General features: G+C 74.2%; 15 protein-coding genes and 1 tRNA gene. 10 read left to right on the forward strand and 6 right to left on the reverse strand.

The window, feature by feature from the left end; translation table 11 throughout:
• Nucleotides 1-2: 2 nt before the first annotated feature.
• Both rpsL and ACIQIB_RS01400 read right to left on the reverse strand, forming a co-directional pair.
• Nucleotides 3-374, reverse strand: coding sequence for a 30S ribosomal protein S12 (rpsL, locus tag ACIQIB_RS01395; RefSeq protein WP_014144289.1), 372 nt, complete (start codon nucleotides 372-374; stop codon nucleotides 3-5).
• Nucleotides 375-801: 427 nt separating this feature from the next.
• Nucleotides 802-1398 (reverse strand): DUF1707 and DUF4190 domain-containing protein, encoded by a 597-nt coding sequence (locus tag ACIQIB_RS01400; protein ID WP_400756166.1) that lies wholly within the window; start codon nucleotides 1396-1398, stop codon nucleotides 802-804.
• Between the two features lie 258 nt (nucleotides 1399-1656).
• On the opposite strand from ACIQIB_RS01400, the gene ACIQIB_RS01405 reads away from it, so the two are divergent.
• From ACIQIB_RS01405 to ACIQIB_RS01420, 4 genes are all read left to right on the forward strand, one after another.
• Entirely contained in the window at nucleotides 1657-2463 is an 807-nt protein-coding gene (locus ACIQIB_RS01405; RefSeq protein ID WP_363605830.1) for an ABC transporter ATP-binding protein, read from the forward strand.
• Complete coding sequence (locus ACIQIB_RS01410; RefSeq protein WP_363605831.1) at nucleotides 2460-4109, forward strand: transporter; 1650 nt, start codon at nucleotides 2460-2462, stop codon at nucleotides 4107-4109. The genes ACIQIB_RS01405 and ACIQIB_RS01410 overlap by 4 nt, the downstream gene beginning before the upstream one ends.
• Nucleotides 4110-4232: 123 nt before the next feature.
• On the forward strand, nucleotides 4233-5534 hold the full coding sequence (locus tag ACIQIB_RS01415) for a DUF2786 domain-containing protein (protein WP_400756167.1): 1302 nt from the start codon (nucleotides 4233-4235) through the stop codon (nucleotides 5532-5534).
• Between the two features lie 55 nt (nucleotides 5535-5589).
• Nucleotides 5590-6690 (forward strand): ADP-ribosylglycohydrolase family protein, encoded by a 1101-nt coding sequence (locus ACIQIB_RS01420; RefSeq protein WP_363605833.1) that lies wholly within the window; start codon nucleotides 5590-5592, stop codon nucleotides 6688-6690.
• 12 nt (nucleotides 6691-6702) lie between these two features.
• On the opposite strand, the gene ACIQIB_RS01425 is transcribed toward ACIQIB_RS01420, so the two are convergent.
• The 4 genes from ACIQIB_RS01425 to ACIQIB_RS01440 form a co-directional block, all read right to left on the reverse strand.
• Nucleotides 6703-8076: a serpin family protein gene (locus tag ACIQIB_RS01425; protein WP_400756169.1), complete on the reverse strand. Its 1374-nt coding sequence runs from the start codon at nucleotides 8074-8076 to the stop codon at nucleotides 6703-6705.
• A gap of 104 nt (nucleotides 8077-8180) precedes the next feature.
• The gene (locus ACIQIB_RS01430) at nucleotides 8181-9395 is read right to left on the reverse strand and encodes a cytochrome P450 (protein WP_400756170.1); all 1215 of its coding nucleotides are present in this window, start codon (nucleotides 9393-9395) and stop codon (nucleotides 8181-8183) included.
• A gap of 81 nt (nucleotides 9396-9476) precedes the next feature.
• Nucleotides 9477-10217, reverse strand: coding sequence for an SIR2 family NAD-dependent protein deacylase (locus ACIQIB_RS01435; protein ID WP_400756172.1), 741 nt, complete (start codon nucleotides 10215-10217; stop codon nucleotides 9477-9479).
• Between the two features lie 298 nt (nucleotides 10218-10515).
• Nucleotides 10516-10589 (reverse strand) — tRNA-Met (locus ACIQIB_RS01440).
• 201 nt (nucleotides 10590-10790) lie between these two features.
• On the opposite strand from ACIQIB_RS01440, the gene ACIQIB_RS01445 reads away from it, so the two are divergent.
• The 6 genes from ACIQIB_RS01445 (at nucleotide 10791) to ACIQIB_RS01470 (ending at nucleotide 17589) form a co-directional block, all read left to right on the forward strand.
• The gene (locus tag ACIQIB_RS01445) at nucleotides 10791-11531 is read left to right on the forward strand and encodes a Crp/Fnr family transcriptional regulator (protein ID WP_400756174.1); all 741 of its coding nucleotides are present in this window, start codon (nucleotides 10791-10793) and stop codon (nucleotides 11529-11531) included.
• A 111-nt stretch (nucleotides 11532-11642) separates the two neighbouring features.
• The gene (locus ACIQIB_RS01450; RefSeq protein ID WP_400756175.1) at nucleotides 11643-12491 is read left to right on the forward strand and encodes a hypothetical protein; all 849 of its coding nucleotides are present in this window, start codon (nucleotides 11643-11645) and stop codon (nucleotides 12489-12491) included.
• Nucleotides 12488-14788: a hypothetical protein gene (locus tag ACIQIB_RS01455; protein ID WP_400756177.1), complete on the forward strand. Its 2301-nt coding sequence runs from the start codon at nucleotides 12488-12490 to the stop codon at nucleotides 14786-14788. Before ACIQIB_RS01450 ends, ACIQIB_RS01455 begins: the two co-directional genes overlap by 4 nt.
• Nucleotides 14789-14816: 28 nt before the next feature.
• Nucleotides 14817-15776, forward strand: a complete 960-nt coding sequence (locus ACIQIB_RS01460) for a PE-PGRS family protein (protein WP_400756178.1) — start codon at nucleotides 14817-14819, stop codon at nucleotides 15774-15776.
• 15 nt (nucleotides 15777-15791) lie between these two features.
• A complete protein-coding gene (locus ACIQIB_RS01465; protein WP_363605844.1) occupies nucleotides 15792-16334 on the forward strand; it encodes a Pycsar system effector family protein in 543 nt (180 codons plus the stop codon).
• Between the two features lie 88 nt (nucleotides 16335-16422).
• Nucleotides 16423-17589: a M48 family metalloprotease gene (locus tag ACIQIB_RS01470; RefSeq protein ID WP_400756179.1), complete on the forward strand. Its 1167-nt coding sequence runs from the start codon at nucleotides 16423-16425 to the stop codon at nucleotides 17587-17589.
• Nucleotides 17590-17615: the final 26 nt, after the last annotated feature.

Here is a 17615-nt window from a genome sequence, read left to right on the forward strand (position 1 = left end):
TCTTACTTCTCCTTCTTGGCGCCGTAGCGGCTGCGAGCCTGCTTGCGGTTCTTGACACCCTGGGTGTCAAGCGAACCGCGGATGATCTTGTAGCGGACACCAGGAAGGTCCTTCACACGACCACCGCGCACCAGCACGATGGAGTGCTCCTGCAGGTTGTGGCCCTCGCCCGGGATGTAAGCGGTGACCTCGATCCCGCTGGTGAGGCGCACACGGGCGACCTTACGAAGCGCCGAGTTCGGCTTCTTCGGGGTGGTCGTGTACACACGCGTGCAGACCCCGCGACGCTGGGGCGAGCCCTTCAGCGCGGGAGTCTTGTTCTTCTCGACCTTGTCCTGCCGGCCCTTTCGGACCAGCTGCTGGATCGTAGGCACCGTTTCTCCGTTTTCTGTGTGCCAAGGCTTGGTGGAACTAACCTGTGGTGTTCCCTCACACACGGCCCCGTGGTCGACCCACGCGGTCGGGTGTGTTGGGCTTATTCCGACACGGAATCCCATGAGCTGATGTACAGCGACGGCGCTCAACGCGCGGGGCGCTGGAAGGCGCTCCGGCTCGGCGCGGCGACCGGTGTGCATGCACGCACAAGGACCCGGGGACACCCCAGGCACAAGGTCAGAGCGTACCTAGCGCATGGAGCTCGGTCAAAACAAATGCAACGCCGCAGGTCGCGGCCGTCGGCCGGATGTCGCGGGGATGTCCCGCGAGCGGACGTCCGGTGTCGGACCGCCTACCTGCCGCCCTACCACAGTCCGGAGCCCGTCGCCACCGCAGCCGCCTCCCACCGCCCGGGGCGGGGTGCCGTCAGTACGATCCGGAGCCGCCGCCACCGCTGAAGAAGATCCCCGCGAGGAGCAGCAGGGTCCAGCCGGCGACCGAGAGCCATCCCAGCACCAGGCCGGTGACGGCCATGCCGTCGCCCTCCTCCTGCCGGACGGACAGCTGCCTCTTGGCGATGTGCCCGCAGATCACGGCGGGCAGGCCGGTCACCCCCATCGTCGGCAGGGTCAGCACGCCGAGCACCAGGGATGCCACCGCGGCGCCGTTGGTGCGGCGCGGCGGCGGAGGCAGGAAGGTCGGCGGGACCACCGGGGCCGGTGCGCCCATCGGCGTCACCATCGGACCGGACGGGAGATCGGCCACCAGCCGGGCCAGCTCGCCGTAGGTCTGCGCGCCGCTCGCCGCCTCGAAGCGCTGCCCGTACTCGTCCGCGGAGAGCCGGCCCTCGGCGAAGGCGGCCTTCAGCACGTCGATCGTGCGGTCGCGGTCCGTGTGCGCCGCCCGCATCGCCGACTGCGGCGTGGGCGCGGGCTGCCAGGACCCGGCGTACGGCTTGGCCGGCACCTGCGGCGGCCGACCGCCGTACCCGGGGCCCTGCTCGCCCCACGGCTGAACGGCCATCCGCCACCTCCCGACGCCCCGGCGCGCCGCGCGCGCTCACCGACCTTCATAGTGCAGGACGAACGGGGGTCCTGAGTAGTTGCCACTTTTCCCGACGAGCATGTGGCGCGCTCACACCGGTCGGGCGAGGGACCGTCACTTCGGCCTTCATCCGTTCGGCCCAGACCCGCCGAAGATCGCCCACCCGGGCGACAGTCCGCCCGGGCAATGGCAGGCTGGCCTGGACCGCAGCCCTACCACCGAACAGAGAAGGCCGCCATGCAGGCGTCAGCACCGCCGCCGTTCCCCGCCCCCGTGTCCAGCACCCCCGCCGCCGTCAGCATCCGGGGGCTGTGGAAGCGCTTCGGCAGCCAGGCCGCCGTGGCCGGGCTGAGCCTGGAGCTTCCGGCCGGCGCGTTCATCGGGCTGGTCGGCCCGAACGGCGCCGGCAAGACCACCACCCTGTCGATGGTCACCGGCCTGCTCCGGCCCGACCAGGGCACCGTCCTGGTGCACGGCGCCGACGTCTGGGCCGACCCGGTCGCGGTCAAGGCCAGGATCGGCATCCTGCCCGAGGGCCTGCGGATGTTCGAGCGGCTCAGCGGCCGTGAACTGCTCCAGTACAACGGCCGGCTGCGCGGCCTGCCCGGCGCGGAGGTGGACCGCCGCGCCGAGGAGCTGCTCGCCGTCCTGGACCTGGCCGGCGACGCCGACAAGCTGGTCGCCGACTACTCCACCGGCATGCGCAAGAAGATCGGCCTGGCCGCCGCGCTGCTGCACAACCCCGACGTGCTCTTCCTCGACGAGCCCTTCGAGGGCGTCGACCCGGTCTCCGCCCAGACCATCCGCGGCGTGCTCAAGCGGTACGCGGCGGCCGGCTCCACCGTCGTGTTCTCCAGCCACGTCATGGAGCTCGTCGAGCAGCTCTGCGACTGGGTCGCCGTCATCAACGCCGGCCAGGTGATCGCCCAGGGCCCGCTGGACACCGTCCGCGGCGAGCGCAGCCTGCACGAGTCGTTCCTCGCGCTGATCGGCGTACGCGAGGACGACGGGCAGGCCCTCGGCTGGCTCGGGGGCGGGCAGTGAGCGGCGTGGCCGGCGTGACCGGCGGGATACGCGAGGCCCGCACCCCGGTGCCCGACGGGCGCGCGGTGGTCCGCGCCCTCGTCTCGCTCAAGCTCCGGCTGCTCCGCAACGGCCTCCGGCGCAGCCCCGGACGGGCCGCCGTCTACATCATCGGCGCGGTGCTCGGCCTGCTGCTCTCCGCCCTGATCGCGCTGGGCATGGTGCTGCTGAACGGCCACCGCGGCGCCGGCGACGCGGGCGTGATGCTGGTCGGCGCGCTCGCCATCGGCTGGGCCGCGCTGCCGCTCTTCCTGTTCGCCAGCGACGAGAGCGCCGACCCGACCCGGCTCACCATGCTGCCGCTGCGCCCCGGTCCGCTGCTGCGCGGCTCCGTACTGGCCGCGCTGATCGGCCCCGGGCCACTGGTCTCCCTGGTGCTGGTCACCGGCGCGGCCCTGTCCGGCGCGAACGGCGCCGCCTCGGCGGTGGCCGCGGTGGTGGGCGTCCCGCTCGCGGTGGTCAGCCTGGTGACGCTGTCCCGCTCGGTGGCGGCCGGCAACGCCCGGCTGCTCTCCAGCCGGCGCGGCAAGGACTTCGCGATCTTCGGCGGGCTGCTCTTCGCGCTGCTGATCCAGATCGCCAACATCGGCTCCCAGAGCGTCTTCGGCAAGACCGGCGAGCACGGCCTCGACCTCAGCCCGCTGGCGTCGATCGCCTCCGTGCTGCGCTGGGTGCCGCCCGTCGGGGCGGTGGACGCCGCCCGCACCGCCGGCGAGGGGCGGTACGGGCTCGCCGTGCTCCAGCTGGCCTCCACCGCGGTGCTGCTGGCGCTGCTGCTGCGCTGGTGGCGCGGCAGCCTCCAGCAGCTGATGGTCACCGCGGACGCCTCCACCCTGGAGGTGGCGCGCGGCGTACGGGCCTCGCGCGGCTGGGGCTTCCTGCCCGAGGGCCGGACCGGCGCGGTGATGCAGCGTCACCTGCGCTACGCCTGGCGGGAGCCGCGGGCCAAGGCCGCCGTGTTCACCAGCATCGGGATGGCGCTGGTGCTCTGCGTGCTGTCGGTGATCCAGGGCTGGTCGAGCGTCTACCTGGTGGCGATGGCCGGGATGTTCCTCGGCCTGCAGATGCTCAACCTGTTCGGCATGGACGGCTCGGCGTTCTGGATGGTCGCCGCCACCCTGCGCACCCCCGCCGACGCCCGGGACGAGCTGCGCGGGCGGGCGTACGCGGTGCTCTCCTACGCGCTGCCGGTCACCGTGCTGCTCGCGGTGGCGCTGGCCGCCGTCACCGGCGACTGGGCCGGCCTGGCCCCCGCGCTCGGTCTCGCGCTGGCCCTGCTCGGCTGCGGCATCGCGCTGGGCTCCGTCCTGAGCGTGCTGGCGCCGTACACCATGCCCGCCGACAGCAACCCGATGCGCAACGCCGCCCCCGGCCAGGGCGGGCTGGTGATGCTCAACAGCTTCGGCTCGGTGTTCGGTGCGACGCTGCTCTGCCTGCCGGTCACCGGCTACCTCGGCTGGGCCCTGATCACCGACGGCCCCGCCTGGCCGGTCCTGCTGCTCGGGCCGCTCTACGGAGCCCTGGTCGCCGTCCTCGGCATCCGGCTGGCCGCCGGCCGGCTGCTGGAGCGCGGCCCGGAGATCCTCGCCAAGGCCGTCGAGCGCTGAGCCCGTCCCGCTGAAGCGTCCGCCGGAGCGCCCGGTCCCCGCGGTGGGGCCGGGCGCTCCGGCATCATGGGCGGGAGAGCCGGCCCGGTCACGGGACCGGGCGTGACGAGGACGGGACACACCGTGGGCAAGCGCAGGCAGCACGGCGGGGCCGGGGCGAACGGGAGCGCCGGGCCGTTGCTGGACCAGGCGCTGCGGGCGGTGCTGACGGCACCGGAGGACGGGCTGGATCTCGCGCTCGACACCGGGGCCTCGCTGCTGGCCGCCTCGGCCGGGCAGTGGCCGGCGGTGAGCCGGGCGCTGCTGGGCCACGCGGACACGGCGGTCGGGCGGTGCTGGTCGGCCGGGTGGCGCCCGGCGGACCTGACCCGGGTGGTGCGGCGGGAGCTGAAGCCGGTCCATCTGGCGCTCGCGGTGGACCTGATCGCCGCCGAGGGCCGACGCCACCCGGCGGCCGCGCTGGACCGGCGCTGGCAGGAGCAGCTGCGCGAGCTGGAGACCGAGGCCTGGTGGCCGGACGACGAGGCGTACCTCGCCGCCTTCGCCCACCGGCACCGGCTGGACCGCTTCGCGCTGGCCACCGCCGTACTGGAGCTGCTGCGGACCTGGGGCCGGCTGCCGCCGATCGCCCCGGTCGGCCCGGCGCCCGGGCAGGCGCCCCGGGTGGAACACCGGGCGCGGCGCCCGGTGCCGGGCGAGCCGCGGATGCTGTCGCGGATCCGGGCGCTGCTGGCGAAGGCCGAGTCCACCGAGTACCCGGAGGAGGCCGAGGCGCTGACCGCCAAGGCCCAGCAGCTGATCGCCCAGCACAGCATCGACGAGGCGCTGCTGGCCGTCAGCGCCGACCGGGACGCCCCGGCGTCGCTGCGGATCGGCGTGGACAACCCGTACGAGAGCCCGAAGGCGATGCTGCTGGACGCGGTGGCGGCGGCGAACCGGTGCCGGGTGGTGTGGGCGAAGGAGTTCGGCTTCTGCACCATCATCGGCTTCGACGGCGACCTGGACGGCGTCGAACTGCTGTACACCTCGCTGCTGGTGCAGGCCACCGCGGCCATGAACAGGTCGGGCGCCCGCCAGCACCTGGACGGCGCCTCGCGGACCAAGGCGTTCCGGCAGTCCTTCCTGGTGGCGTACGCGGCGCGGATCCGCGAGCGGCTGACCGCCGCCACCGAGCAGGCCACCAGCGCCGCGGCGGCCGGGCGGCACCTGCGCGAGGACGGCACCGAGGAGCAACTGGTGCCCGACGAGCGGCTGCTGCCGGCGCTGGCGGCCCGCTCGGAGGCGGTGGACCAGGAGGTCGGGCGGATGTTCCCGAAGCTGGTCTCGCAGCGGGTGCGGGTGAGCGACGGCGAGGGCTGGGCGGCCGGGCGGGCGGCCGCCGACCGGGCCGCCCTGCACGGCCGGGCCGGGGAGATCCGCGGCTAGGCCGTGGGGCCGGGCCTGATAGAACGGAATCCGTTGCGAACGAGGGGGACCGACGATGACGGAGTCGGGGTACACGGACCGGGTGCGCGGGGCGCTGCTCGGCGGGGCGGTCGGGGATGCTCTCGGCTGGCCGGTGGAGTTCCAGCAGCTCTACCAGATCCGGGAGCGGTACGGCCCGGCCGGAGTGACCGGGCTGCCGGCCGGCGGTCGGGTCGCCGAGGTCACCGACGACACCCAGATGACGCTGTTCACCGCCGAGGGGCTGATCCGCGGCTTCGTCCGGGGCTGGACGGGCGGCGGCGGCTCGGTGCCGGAGGCCGTCCACGGTGCCTACCGGCGCTGGCTGCTGACGCAGCAGCAGGACGCGCCCGACCCCGGTCCACTCCCCCGCCCGTACGACGGCTGGCTGCTGCGCGAGCCGTTCCTGTACGCGCGGCGGGCCCCGGGCAACGCCTGCCTGAGCGGGGTGTCGCAGTACCCGGAGTTCCCGGCGCCGGTCGCGTTCGGGCAGCCGGGGCCGGTCAACGCGCACTCCAAGGGGTGCGGCACGGTGATGCGCTCGGCGCCGTTCGGGCTGGCCCGGCTGGGCGTCGAGCAGTCCTTCGGACTGGCCGCCCAGTGCGCGCAGCTCACCCACGGGCACCCGACCGGCTATCTGGCGGCGGGCGCCTTCGCGGCGCTGGTCGAGCGGCTGGCGGACGGGGTCGAGCCGTGGACGGCGGTCGGGCGGACCATCGAGCAGACCGGCACCTGGCCGGGCGCCGAGGAGACGGTCCGGGCGCTGCACCGGGCGGTGCGGGTGGCCGAGGAGGGTGAGCCGTCGGCGGACGCGGTGGAGCGGGTCGGACTCGGCTGGATCGCCGAGGAGTGCCTGGCCATCGCGGTGTACTGCCTGCTGGCCGCGGCCTCCGGGCCGGACCGGGCCCGGGCGGCGCTGCTGCTGTCGGTGAACCACTCCGGGGACAGCGACTCGACCGGCGCGGTCTGCGGCAACCTGGTCGGCGCGGCGTACGGCGCCTCGGCCCTGCCGGCGGAGTGGACCGAGGCGGTCGAGGGCCGGGAGACGCTGCTGCGGGTCGCCGACGACCTGGTGGTGCTGTTCGGCAGCCGGGAGCCGGCCCACCCGGCGCTCGGCGGGCGCTACCCGGCCGGGTGAGCCGGCGCCCGGTCACCCGGCCTGCGGGTCGGTGACCTGGCCGAGGAAGAGCGGCCGGCCGGTCGTGGTGTCCCGGACCAGGAACAGGAACGGCCGGTCGATGTGCAGCTCGACGGCCTGCCGCGGGGCCTGCGCGGCCGTTGCCACCACGCCCACGCCGCTGCCCGCGGCGGCCACCGTGCCCTCCTCGTCCACCTGGACGGTGGCCTTCTGCACCACCGTGCCGACCCTCAGCGACTCGTGCGCCCCCGGCCCGGTGAGGCCGCTGAGGTCGGCCGCGTCGAAGGCCGCCGCCACGCCGAGCGCGCGCAGCGCGGGCACCAGGTCGTCGGCGGTGTCGAAGCGGAAGCGCGGCAGGGTCAGATCGACCGGCCGTTCGGCGAGCGCGCCGAGGATCGTGTCGAGCTGGGCCTGGTCCAGACCCTTGGCGAAGGCCGCGAAGCCGCCCTGCGCCGGCACCACCAGATCCATCGCCAACCCGCCGTCCTCATAGGGGAGTTCGACGGCCTGCCAGGGTTCCCCGAGGATGCCGCCGGAGCCCTCGGCATAGCGGAAGGTGCCGGTCTGGCCCATCGTGCCGACGTTCGGCGCGGAGCCGTCCAGCCGGTGGAACGGCCGGTCGGAGGTGTGCGCGGCCTTGAACGGCGAGGCCCACTTCGCCTTGAGGTAGAGCGCGTCGGTGAGCGCCAGCCTGGTGTCCGAGGTGATCGCGCCCTTCCCGAAGAGGTCCTTGATCCGCCCCTCGGTCGCCTTCTCCACGGCCGCGTTGACGGTCCTGCGGGAGCCGTCCGGGTCCTTGGCGAAGTCGGTGGTGTGGACGCCGGTGTCGAAGGCGGCGGCGAGGGTGCGCAGGTAGTCCTGGCCGAGCGGGAAGCCCTGCTGGGCCCAGAGCGCGTCGGACTGGCGCAGGGTCAGGCCGTCGGTCGGCGGGACACGGCGGTTGAGGGCGCCGGTGGCGAGCGCGTACTGCTCCGGGGCGAGGTCGGTGTGCAGGGCCCTGGCGAGTTCGTCGGCGGTGGCGCCGCGGGCGCCGGGCAGCAGCATGGCGAGCGCGGTGGCCAGGCCGGACGGGGAGAGCACGAGGTTGCGGCCGGCCTGGTCGGGGGCCGCGGTGAGGGTGTGCAGAAGGTCCAGGCCGAAGGCGCTGGTGGCGGTGGCGGTGGCGGCGACCCGGGCGGGGTCGACGGGCGCCGGGGTCTCGGGCGCCGAGACCCGGACGACCACGGGGTCGGCGGCGCCGGTGCTGCCGCAGCCGGTGAGCAGCGACGCGGCGAGCGCGGCGGTGAGCAGCAGCGCCGCCGGGCCGCGGGAGCTGCGGGCGGCGGGCGGGCGGCCGTCGCGGTGGAGACGGCGGTGGCTGCGATTGCGGCTGGTGCGGCTCGTCATGGCGGTTCGACGCGGCACCGGCCCGAGCGGTTCCGCCACGCCCTTTCCGGCGGCCCGGACCTCGGTCGGCCCGGGTCTCCCGGCGGCCCGGGCCTCTCTGGGCCTCAGACCTCGACCAGCAGTTCCTCCAGCCCGCGGATCACATAACCCGGGCGCCACTCGGGCTCGCGGACCAGCCGCAGGCCCGGCGCCCGGCGCAGCAGCGCGCCGTACGACTCGGTGAGCTCAAGTCTGGCAAGGGGAGCGCCCAGACAGAAGTGGATTCCGGCGCCGAAGGTGATGTGCGGGTTGTCGGCGCGGCCGAGGTCGAGCCGGTCGGGGTCGGCGAAACGCTCCGGGTCGCGGTTGGCGGAGCCGAAGAGCAGCGCGATCTCGGAGCCGCGCGGGATGGTCACCCCGCGCACCTCGATGTCCTCCAGCACCCAGCGCTCGAACATCTGCAGCGGGGTGTCCCAGCGCATCAGCTCCTCGACGGCGGTGGGCAGCAGTTCGTCCACCGAGCCGCGCAGCCGGGCGAGTTCGTCCGGGTTGCGGAAGAGCGCCCACCAGCCGTTGCCGGTGGTGTTGACGGTCGCCTCGTGGCCGGCGTTGAGGAGGAGCACGCAGGTGGAGATCATCTCCTGCTCGCTGAGCGCGTCCGAGCCCTCCTGGGCCTGGATCAGCGCGCTGATCAGGTCGGAGCCGGGGGCGGTCCGGCGCTCGCGGATCAGGGTCCGCAGGTAGTCGGAGAACTCGATGCTCGCCGTGACGGCCCGGCGGGCGGCCTCCTCGGTGGGGTTGAGTTCGAACATGCCGGTGATGTCGGCGGACCACGGCCGCAGCAGGTGCCGGTCGGACGCCGGCACGCCCAGCATCTCGGCGATCACCGCGACCGGCAGCGGCTCGGCGACGGCGCTGATCAGGTCCCCGCCGCCGGCCGCGAGCAGCCCGTCCACCAGCTCCCCCGCCAGCCGCTGGACGGTCGGCCGCAGCCCCTCGACCATGCGCGGGGTGAACGCCTTGGACACCAGCCGGCGGATCCGGGTGTGGTCCGGGGCCTCCAGGTCGAGCAGCCCGTGGTCGTTGAGGGTGTGGAACGGCTCGTGCGCCGGGTCGGGCACGGGCCGGCCGAACTCCTCGTGGGTGAACCGGTGGGTGTACGTGCGCCCGAGCCGCCGGTCCCGCAGCAGCGCGCTGACATCCTCGAAGCGCGACACCAGCCACTGCCCGGTCGGCTCGTAGTACGTCACCGGTGCCTGCTCGCGCAGCTCGGCGTACGCGTCGTACGGATGGGCCACGAACGCCGCCGACCAGGGGTCGAACTTCGCCGTCGTCGTCATTGCTCGATCACTCCAGGCTGTGAGGGGAAGCCGGAAGGATTATCGTACGCATGCGGCCGGTTCGCCCCGGGGCCCACCCGGTCAGACCGATCCGGCCAGCAGCCGCCGGACCAGCGCCGGGAGGGCGATGGAGATCGGCTCACGGACCACCTCGGCGGCGGCCTCGTCGAACGGGGTCGGCTCGCCGTTGACCACGATCAGACGGGCGCCGGACTCGACGGCGATCTGCGGGAGGGCGGCCACCGGGTAGACCTGGAGGCTGGTGCCGACCGCGACGAAGAGGTCGCAGGCCCTGGCGATGGCGTCGGCCTGCTGGAGCACCACCGGATCCAGGGCCTCGCCGAACATCACCGTGCGGGGCTTGAGCACCCCGCCGCACTCCTGGCAGGCGGGATCCGGCTCGCCCGCCGCGACCCGCTCCAGCGCCTCGGCCATCGACCCGTGGACCCCGCAACGCACACACTGCACCTCCCGTGCGGTGCCGTGCAGTTCGAGCACCTTGCGGGCGGGCAGACCGGCCCGCTGGTGCAGGCCGTCGACGTTCTGGGTGAGCACCCGCACCGGCAGGCCGCCGCGCTCCAGCTCGACCAGCGCCCGGTGGCCGGCGTTGGGCTCGGCGGCGAGCGCGCCCGCGTCCCGGCGCATCAGCCAGGCCCGCCGGCGCACCTGCGGATCGGTCAGGTAGGGGCCGATGGTGACCAGTTCCTGGGCGGCCGGGTCGCGCTGCCAGAGGCCGTTCGGACCGCGGTAGTCGGGGATGCCGGAGCCGGTGGAGATGCCGGCACCGGTGAGCACGGCGATCAGCGGGCGCTTCGCGTTCATGCCCCGGACGGTACGGGCACCCGCGCCGCGGCCGCCACCGGAAATCCGGATGCGCCGCGTCAACTCCCGTCGCACACCGGCCCGTCAGCGCCTTCCCGGGGTGAGGGTGCCGCGGCTGGAGAACGGGCCTCGCTCAGGAAAGGAGGAAATGTGTGCCCGGGAAAACCCCGGCGCCATCCGCGCCCGTTCCGAAACGGCTTCGGAAGCCGAGAGCGAGTTGGGACCGCAGACACCGCCCCACCCGCCCGGAAATGCCGAAGGGCCCGGAGGCGAAATGCCTCCGGGCCCTTCAGTGCAGTAGCGGGGACAGGATTTGAACCTGCGACCTCTGGGTTATGAGCCCAGCGAGCTACCGAGCTGCTCCACCCCGCGTCGGTAAACCCGACTCTACGCCACTTCGGCCGGGAAACCGAATCGGTTTCCCCGGGCCCCTCGGGCCGCACCGGGCAGCCGGGCGAAACACCGCCGGACGGGGGCGATTTACGCCATTCACCGACGAGCCGGCCCGGTAGCGAGTAGCTTGTTTGACCGCGCTCAACCTGCCGAAGCGAGATCACGTCGGGGGCTTCAGCCATGGTCAACACGCCTGCCAGCGTGGCCGTTCAGCAGTCCGACGGCCACCGGCCCGGATCGGGGCGGAGCCTCGACGACCGGGTGCCCTTCCTCGCCCGGCTGGAACAGGCCGAGCGGACCGCTCTGCTCTCCCTGGGCCGGCGGCTCCGGTACCCGCCCCGGTCCACCGTGATCAGGCAGGAGGAGCCGTCCGACCACGTGCTGCTCATCCTGCACGGGTGGCTCAAGGTCACCGCGGCGGCGCCCAACGGCTACGAGGCGCTGCTCGCGCTGCGCGGCCCCGGCGACATCGTCGGCGAGTCCGCCGCCCTCAGCGGGCGGCCCCGCGCCGCCACGGTGACCACCCTGGAGCCGGTGGAGGCGGTGGCGGTCGACCGGACCACGTTCACCGCCCACCTGCAGCGGGCCCCGGCAACGGCCCTCCAGTTGCTGGCGCTCTCCACCGACCGCCTCCGCACCGCGGACCGCCGGCGGCTGGCCTTCGCCTCGCTCAGCGTGAGTGAGCGGCTTTCGGACCTGCTGCTGGAGCTGGCCCGCACCCACGGGAGCCCGACCGACGAAGGCATTCTCATCACCGTCCCGCTCAGCCAACAGGAGCTGGCCGGCTCGGTCGGAGCCTCCCGGGAGGCCGTCGCCCGGCTGCTCAGGTCGCTACGCGACCGGGGGGTGGTGATCACCCGTCGCCGCTCCCTCGTCATCGCCCGGCCCGACGTCCTCCGGCGCAGCGGCCAATTCGGCTGACCGACGGGCGGGTTCTGTGCACACGGTCACAGAGCGAGTACGTCATCCGCCCTCACGCCGAACGGCGGTGTCCCCGCAGGCTGGTGCCCGAGGACAACCCGAGAGGCAACCATGACCGAGTCGGTGAACCGCACCATCCTGCTGTTCGACATCGAGAAGTTCGGCAGGCGCGACGATGTCGAACAGGCCTTCATGCGCCGCATGCTCTACTCCGTGCTGCACGAGACCCTTCGGAGCGCGGGGGTCGAGCCGACCGAGCAGCGCCTGGAGGACCGCGGGGACGCGGTGATGGTGCTGATCAGCCCCACCGTGCCGAAGGCGCGGCTGCTGCGGGCCCTGCTCACCGAGACGCCCGCCCTGCTGCGGAGCAACAACCGGCTGGCGGCCGCCAGCGCCCGGGTACGGCTGCGGACCGTGCTGGCCGCCGGTGAGGTCGCGGTGCAGGAACTGGGCGGCGCCCTCGGCGGCGCGGTCGGCTGGGATCTCAACCAGGCGTTCCGGCTGCTGGACTCCGACGCCTTGCGGGAGGCGCTCGCGCTCGGCGACGGCCAGAGCGTGCTCTGCGTGTCCGACACGGTGTACCAGGGAATCGTCCGGCACGGCCACCACGGCGTTCCCGCCGGGGAGTTCCGCCGGATCACCACCGAGGGCAAGGAGGGTCCGCTCACCGCCTGGCTGCACGGGAACCGGGCGGGGGCCGCCCTCGCCTCCGCAACCGGCCGGGAGCCCAGCCCCGCCGAGCCCGCCCCCGCCGAGCCCGCCCCCGCCGAATCCAGCCCTGCCGAGCCCGCCCCCGCCGAGCGCACCGCCGGCCGGGCGGCGGCCGGCGGCATCCAGTTCCTCGGCGGAGCCCCCTCCTTCGGCGGCAGCCTGGTCGCCGGCGACCAGCACATCGTCTCCGGCGGACAGGTGCACGGCGATGTGAACATCGGCACTCCCCGCCCCGACGGTGACCGATGACCGCCGCCCAGCCGGCGGGCGAAGCCCCCCAGCCGGCCGCCGCCTCCGCCGACCAAGAGCCGGCCCAGCCCGCCGAGGAGCAGCCGGAACCGCAGGAAGCCCCGCCCGAGCAGCCGCAGAACGCCTGGGAGGCCGCCCAGGAACTGCTGGAGCACGCGCCGGAGAGCTTCACCGGCCAGGGCTACTTCTTCACCGGCGGGACACCGCACTTCGGTGGCGGCCTGGTCGGCGGCGACCAGCACACCGTGTCCGGCGGGCAGGTGCACGGTGACGTCGTCACCGGCCAGAAGACGACGATCTACCAGATCGGCGCTCGGATCGGCGCCGCCTTCGGCACCCCCCTGCACGGTTCCGGCGAGGTACCCGCCCCCGAACTGGACGCCCTGGAAAGCGTCTTCCAGGACGGCCCGGTGTTCCCGGCGGCCCTCGACATGCTGCGCGAAGCCCGGGTCCTGGTCCTGGCAGGCCGGAGCGACAGCGGCCGCCGGTCGGCCGCTCTGATGCTGCTCCACCGGCTGGGCGCCCGCCGGATCCGCAGCCTCGACCCCGACGTCTCGCCCTCGTCCCTGCTCACCGGCGTCGAACGGGCCGACGGGTATCTGCTGGCCGACTACACCACGCCGCGCAGCCGGCCGTTCCGCCCGCACCACCTGCTCCGGCTGCGGGAGTACCTGGACAGGGAGAAGAGCTATCTGGTGATCACCGTCGCCAGGTCCGCGTCCTTCCGGGAGCTGGCACCGCTCGACTGGGAGCCCCCTGCCCAGGAGGACGTCCTGGCAGCCCACCTGCGTGGCCTGCTGGCCGGCGCGCCGGCCGAGCGGATCACCGGGCTCCTCTCCCTGCCGCCGGTCCTGGAGTTCCTCGCCAAGACCCGTCCGATCAGGGAACTCGCCGAGTTCGCCGCGCCGTTGGCCGGCTGCGCCACCGAGGCCGACGACCAGCCCGGCCTCGCCGAGTTCGGCCAGGGGGTGGTCCAGGAACAGGTCGGCCGCTGGTTCGGGGACCCTGACCTCCCGCTCCGCGAGAAGGCGTTCCTGCTCTCACTGGCCGTCTTCGACCACGCCCCGTACGCGCTCACCGCGGAACTCTCCGACCAACTGTTCCGCCGGCTCGAAGCCATCGACGCACCGGGGCGGAAGGAGGGCATCCCGCCGTTCGGCAATTCGATCGAGGAGCGGCTGGCGCTGGCCAGGGCCGAGCTGACCGAGGAGAACGAGCAGACCCCCTGGGGCCCGGTGCCCCAGCGGATGGCCTCCTTCGCGGACCACCGGACCTCGCACACCCTGCTGCGCGAGACCTGGATCAGCCACCCCTCCGCCCGGCCCGCCATCCTCGGCTGGCTCAACGCGCTGGCCACCGACCCGCGGCCGCTGGTCCGGACCCGGGTGGCCTCCGCCGCGGCCCTGCTCGCCTCCGTCGACCTCTCCTCGGCCATGGGCCGACTGCTCGGGCCCTGGTCCGAGTCGAAGGACTTCCGGCTCTGTCTGCAGGCGGCCAACACCCTCGCGCTCGCCTACTACGCGGGCACGGCGGCCGTCCCGCGCATCCTGCACGACTGGTGCCAGGACGACAACGCGCGCCGCCGCTGGAGCGCCATCCGCGGCTACGCGCTGCTCGGCCACCTCCTGCCGACCCAGGCCCTGGAGGCGTTCGCCCTCGCCGCCGACCGGCTGACGGAGGACGAACTCACCGAACTCGCCGAGGAGGTGAAGCTCGGGGACCGGCCCCAGCCGTCCGAACACCCCACCGGGTACCAGGCGCTGGGCCTGGTCGAGGCGGCCGAGCTGCTCATCCTCTCCCCCGCCGGCCCCGAGGCCCTCGCCGCGCTGGTCCGGTGGCTGTCCGGCCCCCCTCAGCTGCGGCAGCTGGCACTCGCCGTCTTCCTGACCGCCGCCCAGCGCACCGAGGGTGAGCAGGACCCGGCCGGGCGGCCCCTGCTGCTCGGCTGGTACGCCGAGAGCCACCGGCCCGAACCGGGCGAGGCGGTGGAAGTCACCACCCTTCCGGGCCAGGACGGACCGGCGGCGGTCCGGACACTGCTGACCGTCCTGTGGCGGACCGCGCTCGCCGACCGGAGCTACGGCCCGGCCGCCCTGCGGGTCCTGCGCGGCTGGCTGTTCAGCGCCCTCCCGCTGCCCGAGGTCGAGGCCGAACTCGCCGACCTGCTCGCCGCACTCACCGTCACCGACCGCGACCGGCTGCGGCTCAGCCACCTCCTCCGGACCACTCGCGACGGCCTCGGCACCGACGGCACCGGCGCCGTGGACCGTCTGCTGCTCAACCTCAGCCCGCACTGATCCGCCCTCGACCCAGGAGCACCAGCGCATGCCGGAGCACCACCGACCCCACGCCGCGGCGGGCCACGCCACCCCGCTGACCGACCCCGTCCTGACCGTCCGCCCGCTGGGCAGGTCGGTCGGCCTGACCCGGCGGCTGGCCACCCAGGCCGACAGCGCACTGGTCCTCTCCACCGCCAAGGGCGGCTACCAGGTCTACCTCCCGCCGCATCGCCCCGGCCTCACCGATCTGGTCGGCCGCGCCTACCAGGCGGCGTACGAGGTGGATCTCGCCGTCCACCACCTCCGTCTCACCGAGCGGCTCCCCGGCCAGGACGACGTCGGCGCCTTCGAGGCCGTCGTCGACGTCGACTGGCAGGTGTCGGCCGCCGAACGCGTCGTCATGAGCCGGATCCGCGACGTCCCGGCCCTGCTCGCCCCCCGGATCCGGCAGCGGATGCGCGTCACCGCCCGCACGCTCGCCACCGACCTCAGCGGCGAGGCCGAACTGGCCGTCCAGCGGGCGCTCGACGAGCAGCCGCTCGCCGACGCGGAGGGGCTCCGGGTGACCTGCGCCGTCCGGCTGGACCTCGACCCGGCCGCCCAGGCCCAGAAGGAACTGCTCCGCAGCTACCACTTCAGCCGGCAGGCCCACCCGCTCGCCCTGCGCCAGGTCCAGGAGGAGAACGAGATCCTCGCCGCGAAGTCGAAGTTCTACCAGTACCACCTGGAAGAGGGCGGGGTGGCCGCCTGGGCCCTCCAGCTCGCCCAGCACCCGGACGACCTGCCGCGGGCGCTCGAACACCTCCGCGGTGAGCAACAGGACCTGGTCCGCAACCAGATCCATCTGGTCGAAAAGCTGCTGGGCCAGGGCACCTTCGAGCAGTTCCAGCTGGAGGACTCCTCCCGGGCCGCGCTGGAGGCGATCACCGCCATCCTCCGCCAGGCTCCCGGCTCCGGCGTCACCCCGGAGCTGGGCACCGGACCGGCCGCTCCGTACCCGAACTGACCTGTGGAGCCGACCATGCCCACCGCCCCCACACCGTCCCCCGCGCCGTCCCCCACTCCGCCTCCGACCGCCGGTTCGGCCGGCGGGACCGCGCTGCTCGCCGAGTTGCGCACCGAGATAGCCCGCGCGGACAGCAAGGCCGCCATCCTGGTCGCCGCCCTCGGCGTGCTGGTCGGAGTCCTGGGAGGCCTGCTCGCCGGCGGCGACTGGCGCCCGGAGCGGCTCGCCGGGCCGGCCGAGGTGCTCCTGATCTCCGGCGCCGCCGGCCTGGCCGCCTCGCTGCTCTCGCTCCTGCTCGCGGTCCTGCCCCGCTACCGGCGGAGCACCTGGTGCCCGGGGCGTCCGCTCGCCTACTTCGGCGACATACGCCGCGCCACCCGGCAGGGCCTGCTGGCCGAAGCCCTCGCCGACACCGAACGGCTCGCCACCGAGGGCGTGCTGACGGCACTCGCCGACACCAGCCTGATCGTCTCCCGGAAGCACCGCTGGGTCCGGACCGGGGTGTTCTCCTTCGGGCTCGGGATGCTGCTGCTGGTCACGGCCCTGCTCATCGGCTGACCCCTCCCGCACGTCCGTCCGCACCGCCGCACCACTCGTCGACCGTGCCCGGCGCCGTTCCCGCGCGCCCATCACCGAGGATCCCGCCATGTCCGAGCCGACCTATCCGGCCGCGCCCCAGCCCGCCCCACCGCAGTGCCCGACGATCCCTCCGCAGTACCCGACGCCGACGGGCGAAAGCCGGCCCGCCCCGACGTACCCGACCGTCCCACCCGTCGCACCGCCGTACCCCACACCCCCGAGGACGGCGCCCCCCGCGCCCCCGAAGACGGCCCCGCAGCCGTCCGCCGACCGGCCGGTCGACCCTGCCGTCGACATCGCACCGCACACCGGCCGGGTCCACCTCGCCGCCCGCCAGCGCGGCGCGGACGCCACCACACTCGGACAGCTGGCCCTCCAGCTCCCGCACTTCCTCTGCAGCCTGGCCACGGTCTGGCTGCTCTCGCTCCTCCTCCCGACCGCCCTCGGCTACCTGGTGATCGCCCTCTGGGTCGCCTCCGGCGCCCTGGTCTTCCACCGCCCCACCGAGCGCCTGCTCGCCCGCTACCTCTTCCATCTGCGGGTCCCGCTCCGCTCCGACCTGGAACGGCTGGAGCCGATCTGGCAGCAGGTCACCATGAAGGCCGGTGTGGACGGCTCCGTCTACGACCTCTGGATCGAGGAGAACCACCAGCTCAACGCCTCGGCGGCGGCCGGACACATCGTCAGCGTCACCCGCTACTCGCTGGAGAAGCTCCCGCCCGCCCAGCTCGCGGGCGTCCTGGCCCACGAACTCGGCCACCACCGCGGCGGTCACGCCTGGGCCACCCTGCTGGGCTACTGGTACTCCCTGCCGGGCCGGCTCACCTGGCTGGCGTTCCGGTTCGCGGCGTCCTTCCTGTTCCACTTCACCGCGTTCTTCTCCGGTCTCGGCGCCCTCGCGGTGGCCATCGCCTGCGGCGCCCTGGCCGTCGCCGCCGCGCTCGTCTTCCCGCCGCTGCTGATGGTCCTGGTCACGCCCTACCTGATCGCGGCGGTCGGCCGGCGCTCCGAGCTCCGGGCCGATCTGCAAGCGGCCGAAGCGGGATTCGCCGACGCCATGCTGGAGGTCCTGCACACCTTCCGGGCCGCGGAGGCGGCGGAGCTCGAAGCCGCCCGGAGGGCCAACGGGGGCCGGCAGGTGCGGCCGGGCCTGGTCGCCCGTCTGCTCTCCACGCACCCCGACCCCCACACCCGGATCCGGCGGCTGGAGGACTGGCGCGCGGCCCGGCGGTGACCGCCCCCGAAACGCCGCAGGGCGGC

Source organism: Kitasatospora sp. NPDC092286 (genome assembly GCF_044755565.1).
GTDB lineage: Bacteria > Actinomycetota > Actinomycetes > Streptomycetales > Streptomycetaceae > Kitasatospora.

Excerpts from the sequence above, each read along its gene's own strand:
- ACIQIB_RS01450 (WP_400756175.1), top strand. The coding sequence starts at position 11,643 with ATGACCGAGTCGGTGAACCGCACCATCCTGCTGTTCGACATCGAGAAG.
- ACIQIB_RS01425 (WP_400756169.1), bottom strand. The coding sequence starts at position 8,076 with ATGACGAGCCGCACCAGCCGCAATCGCAGCCACCGCCGTCTCCACCGC.
- ACIQIB_RS01455 (WP_400756177.1), top strand. The coding sequence starts at position 12,488 with ATGACCGCCGCCCAGCCGGCGGGCGAAGCCCCCCAGCCGGCCGCCGCC.
- ACIQIB_RS01400 (WP_400756166.1), bottom strand. The coding sequence starts at position 1,398 with ATGGCCGTTCAGCCGTGGGGCGAGCAGGGCCCCGGGTACGGCGGTCGG.
- ACIQIB_RS01465 (WP_363605844.1), top strand. The coding sequence starts at position 15,792 with ATGCCCACCGCCCCCACACCGTCCCCCGCGCCGTCCCCCACTCCGCCT.
- ACIQIB_RS01445 (WP_400756174.1), top strand. The coding sequence starts at position 10,791 with ATGGTCAACACGCCTGCCAGCGTGGCCGTTCAGCAGTCCGACGGCCAC.
- ACIQIB_RS01430 (WP_400756170.1), bottom strand. The coding sequence starts at position 9,395 with ATGACGACGACGGCGAAGTTCGACCCCTGGTCGGCGGCGTTCGTGGCC.
- ACIQIB_RS01420 (WP_363605833.1), top strand. The coding sequence starts at position 5,590 with ATGACGGAGTCGGGGTACACGGACCGGGTGCGCGGGGCGCTGCTCGGC.
- ACIQIB_RS01460 (WP_400756178.1), top strand. The coding sequence starts at position 14,817 with ATGCCGGAGCACCACCGACCCCACGCCGCGGCGGGCCACGCCACCCCG.
- ACIQIB_RS01435 (WP_400756172.1), bottom strand. The coding sequence starts at position 10,217 with ATGAACGCGAAGCGCCCGCTGATCGCCGTGCTCACCGGTGCCGGCATC.
- ACIQIB_RS01470 (WP_400756179.1), top strand. The coding sequence starts at position 16,423 with ATGTCCGAGCCGACCTATCCGGCCGCGCCCCAGCCCGCCCCACCGCAG.
- ACIQIB_RS01405 (WP_363605830.1), top strand. The coding sequence starts at position 1,657 with ATGCAGGCGTCAGCACCGCCGCCGTTCCCCGCCCCCGTGTCCAGCACC.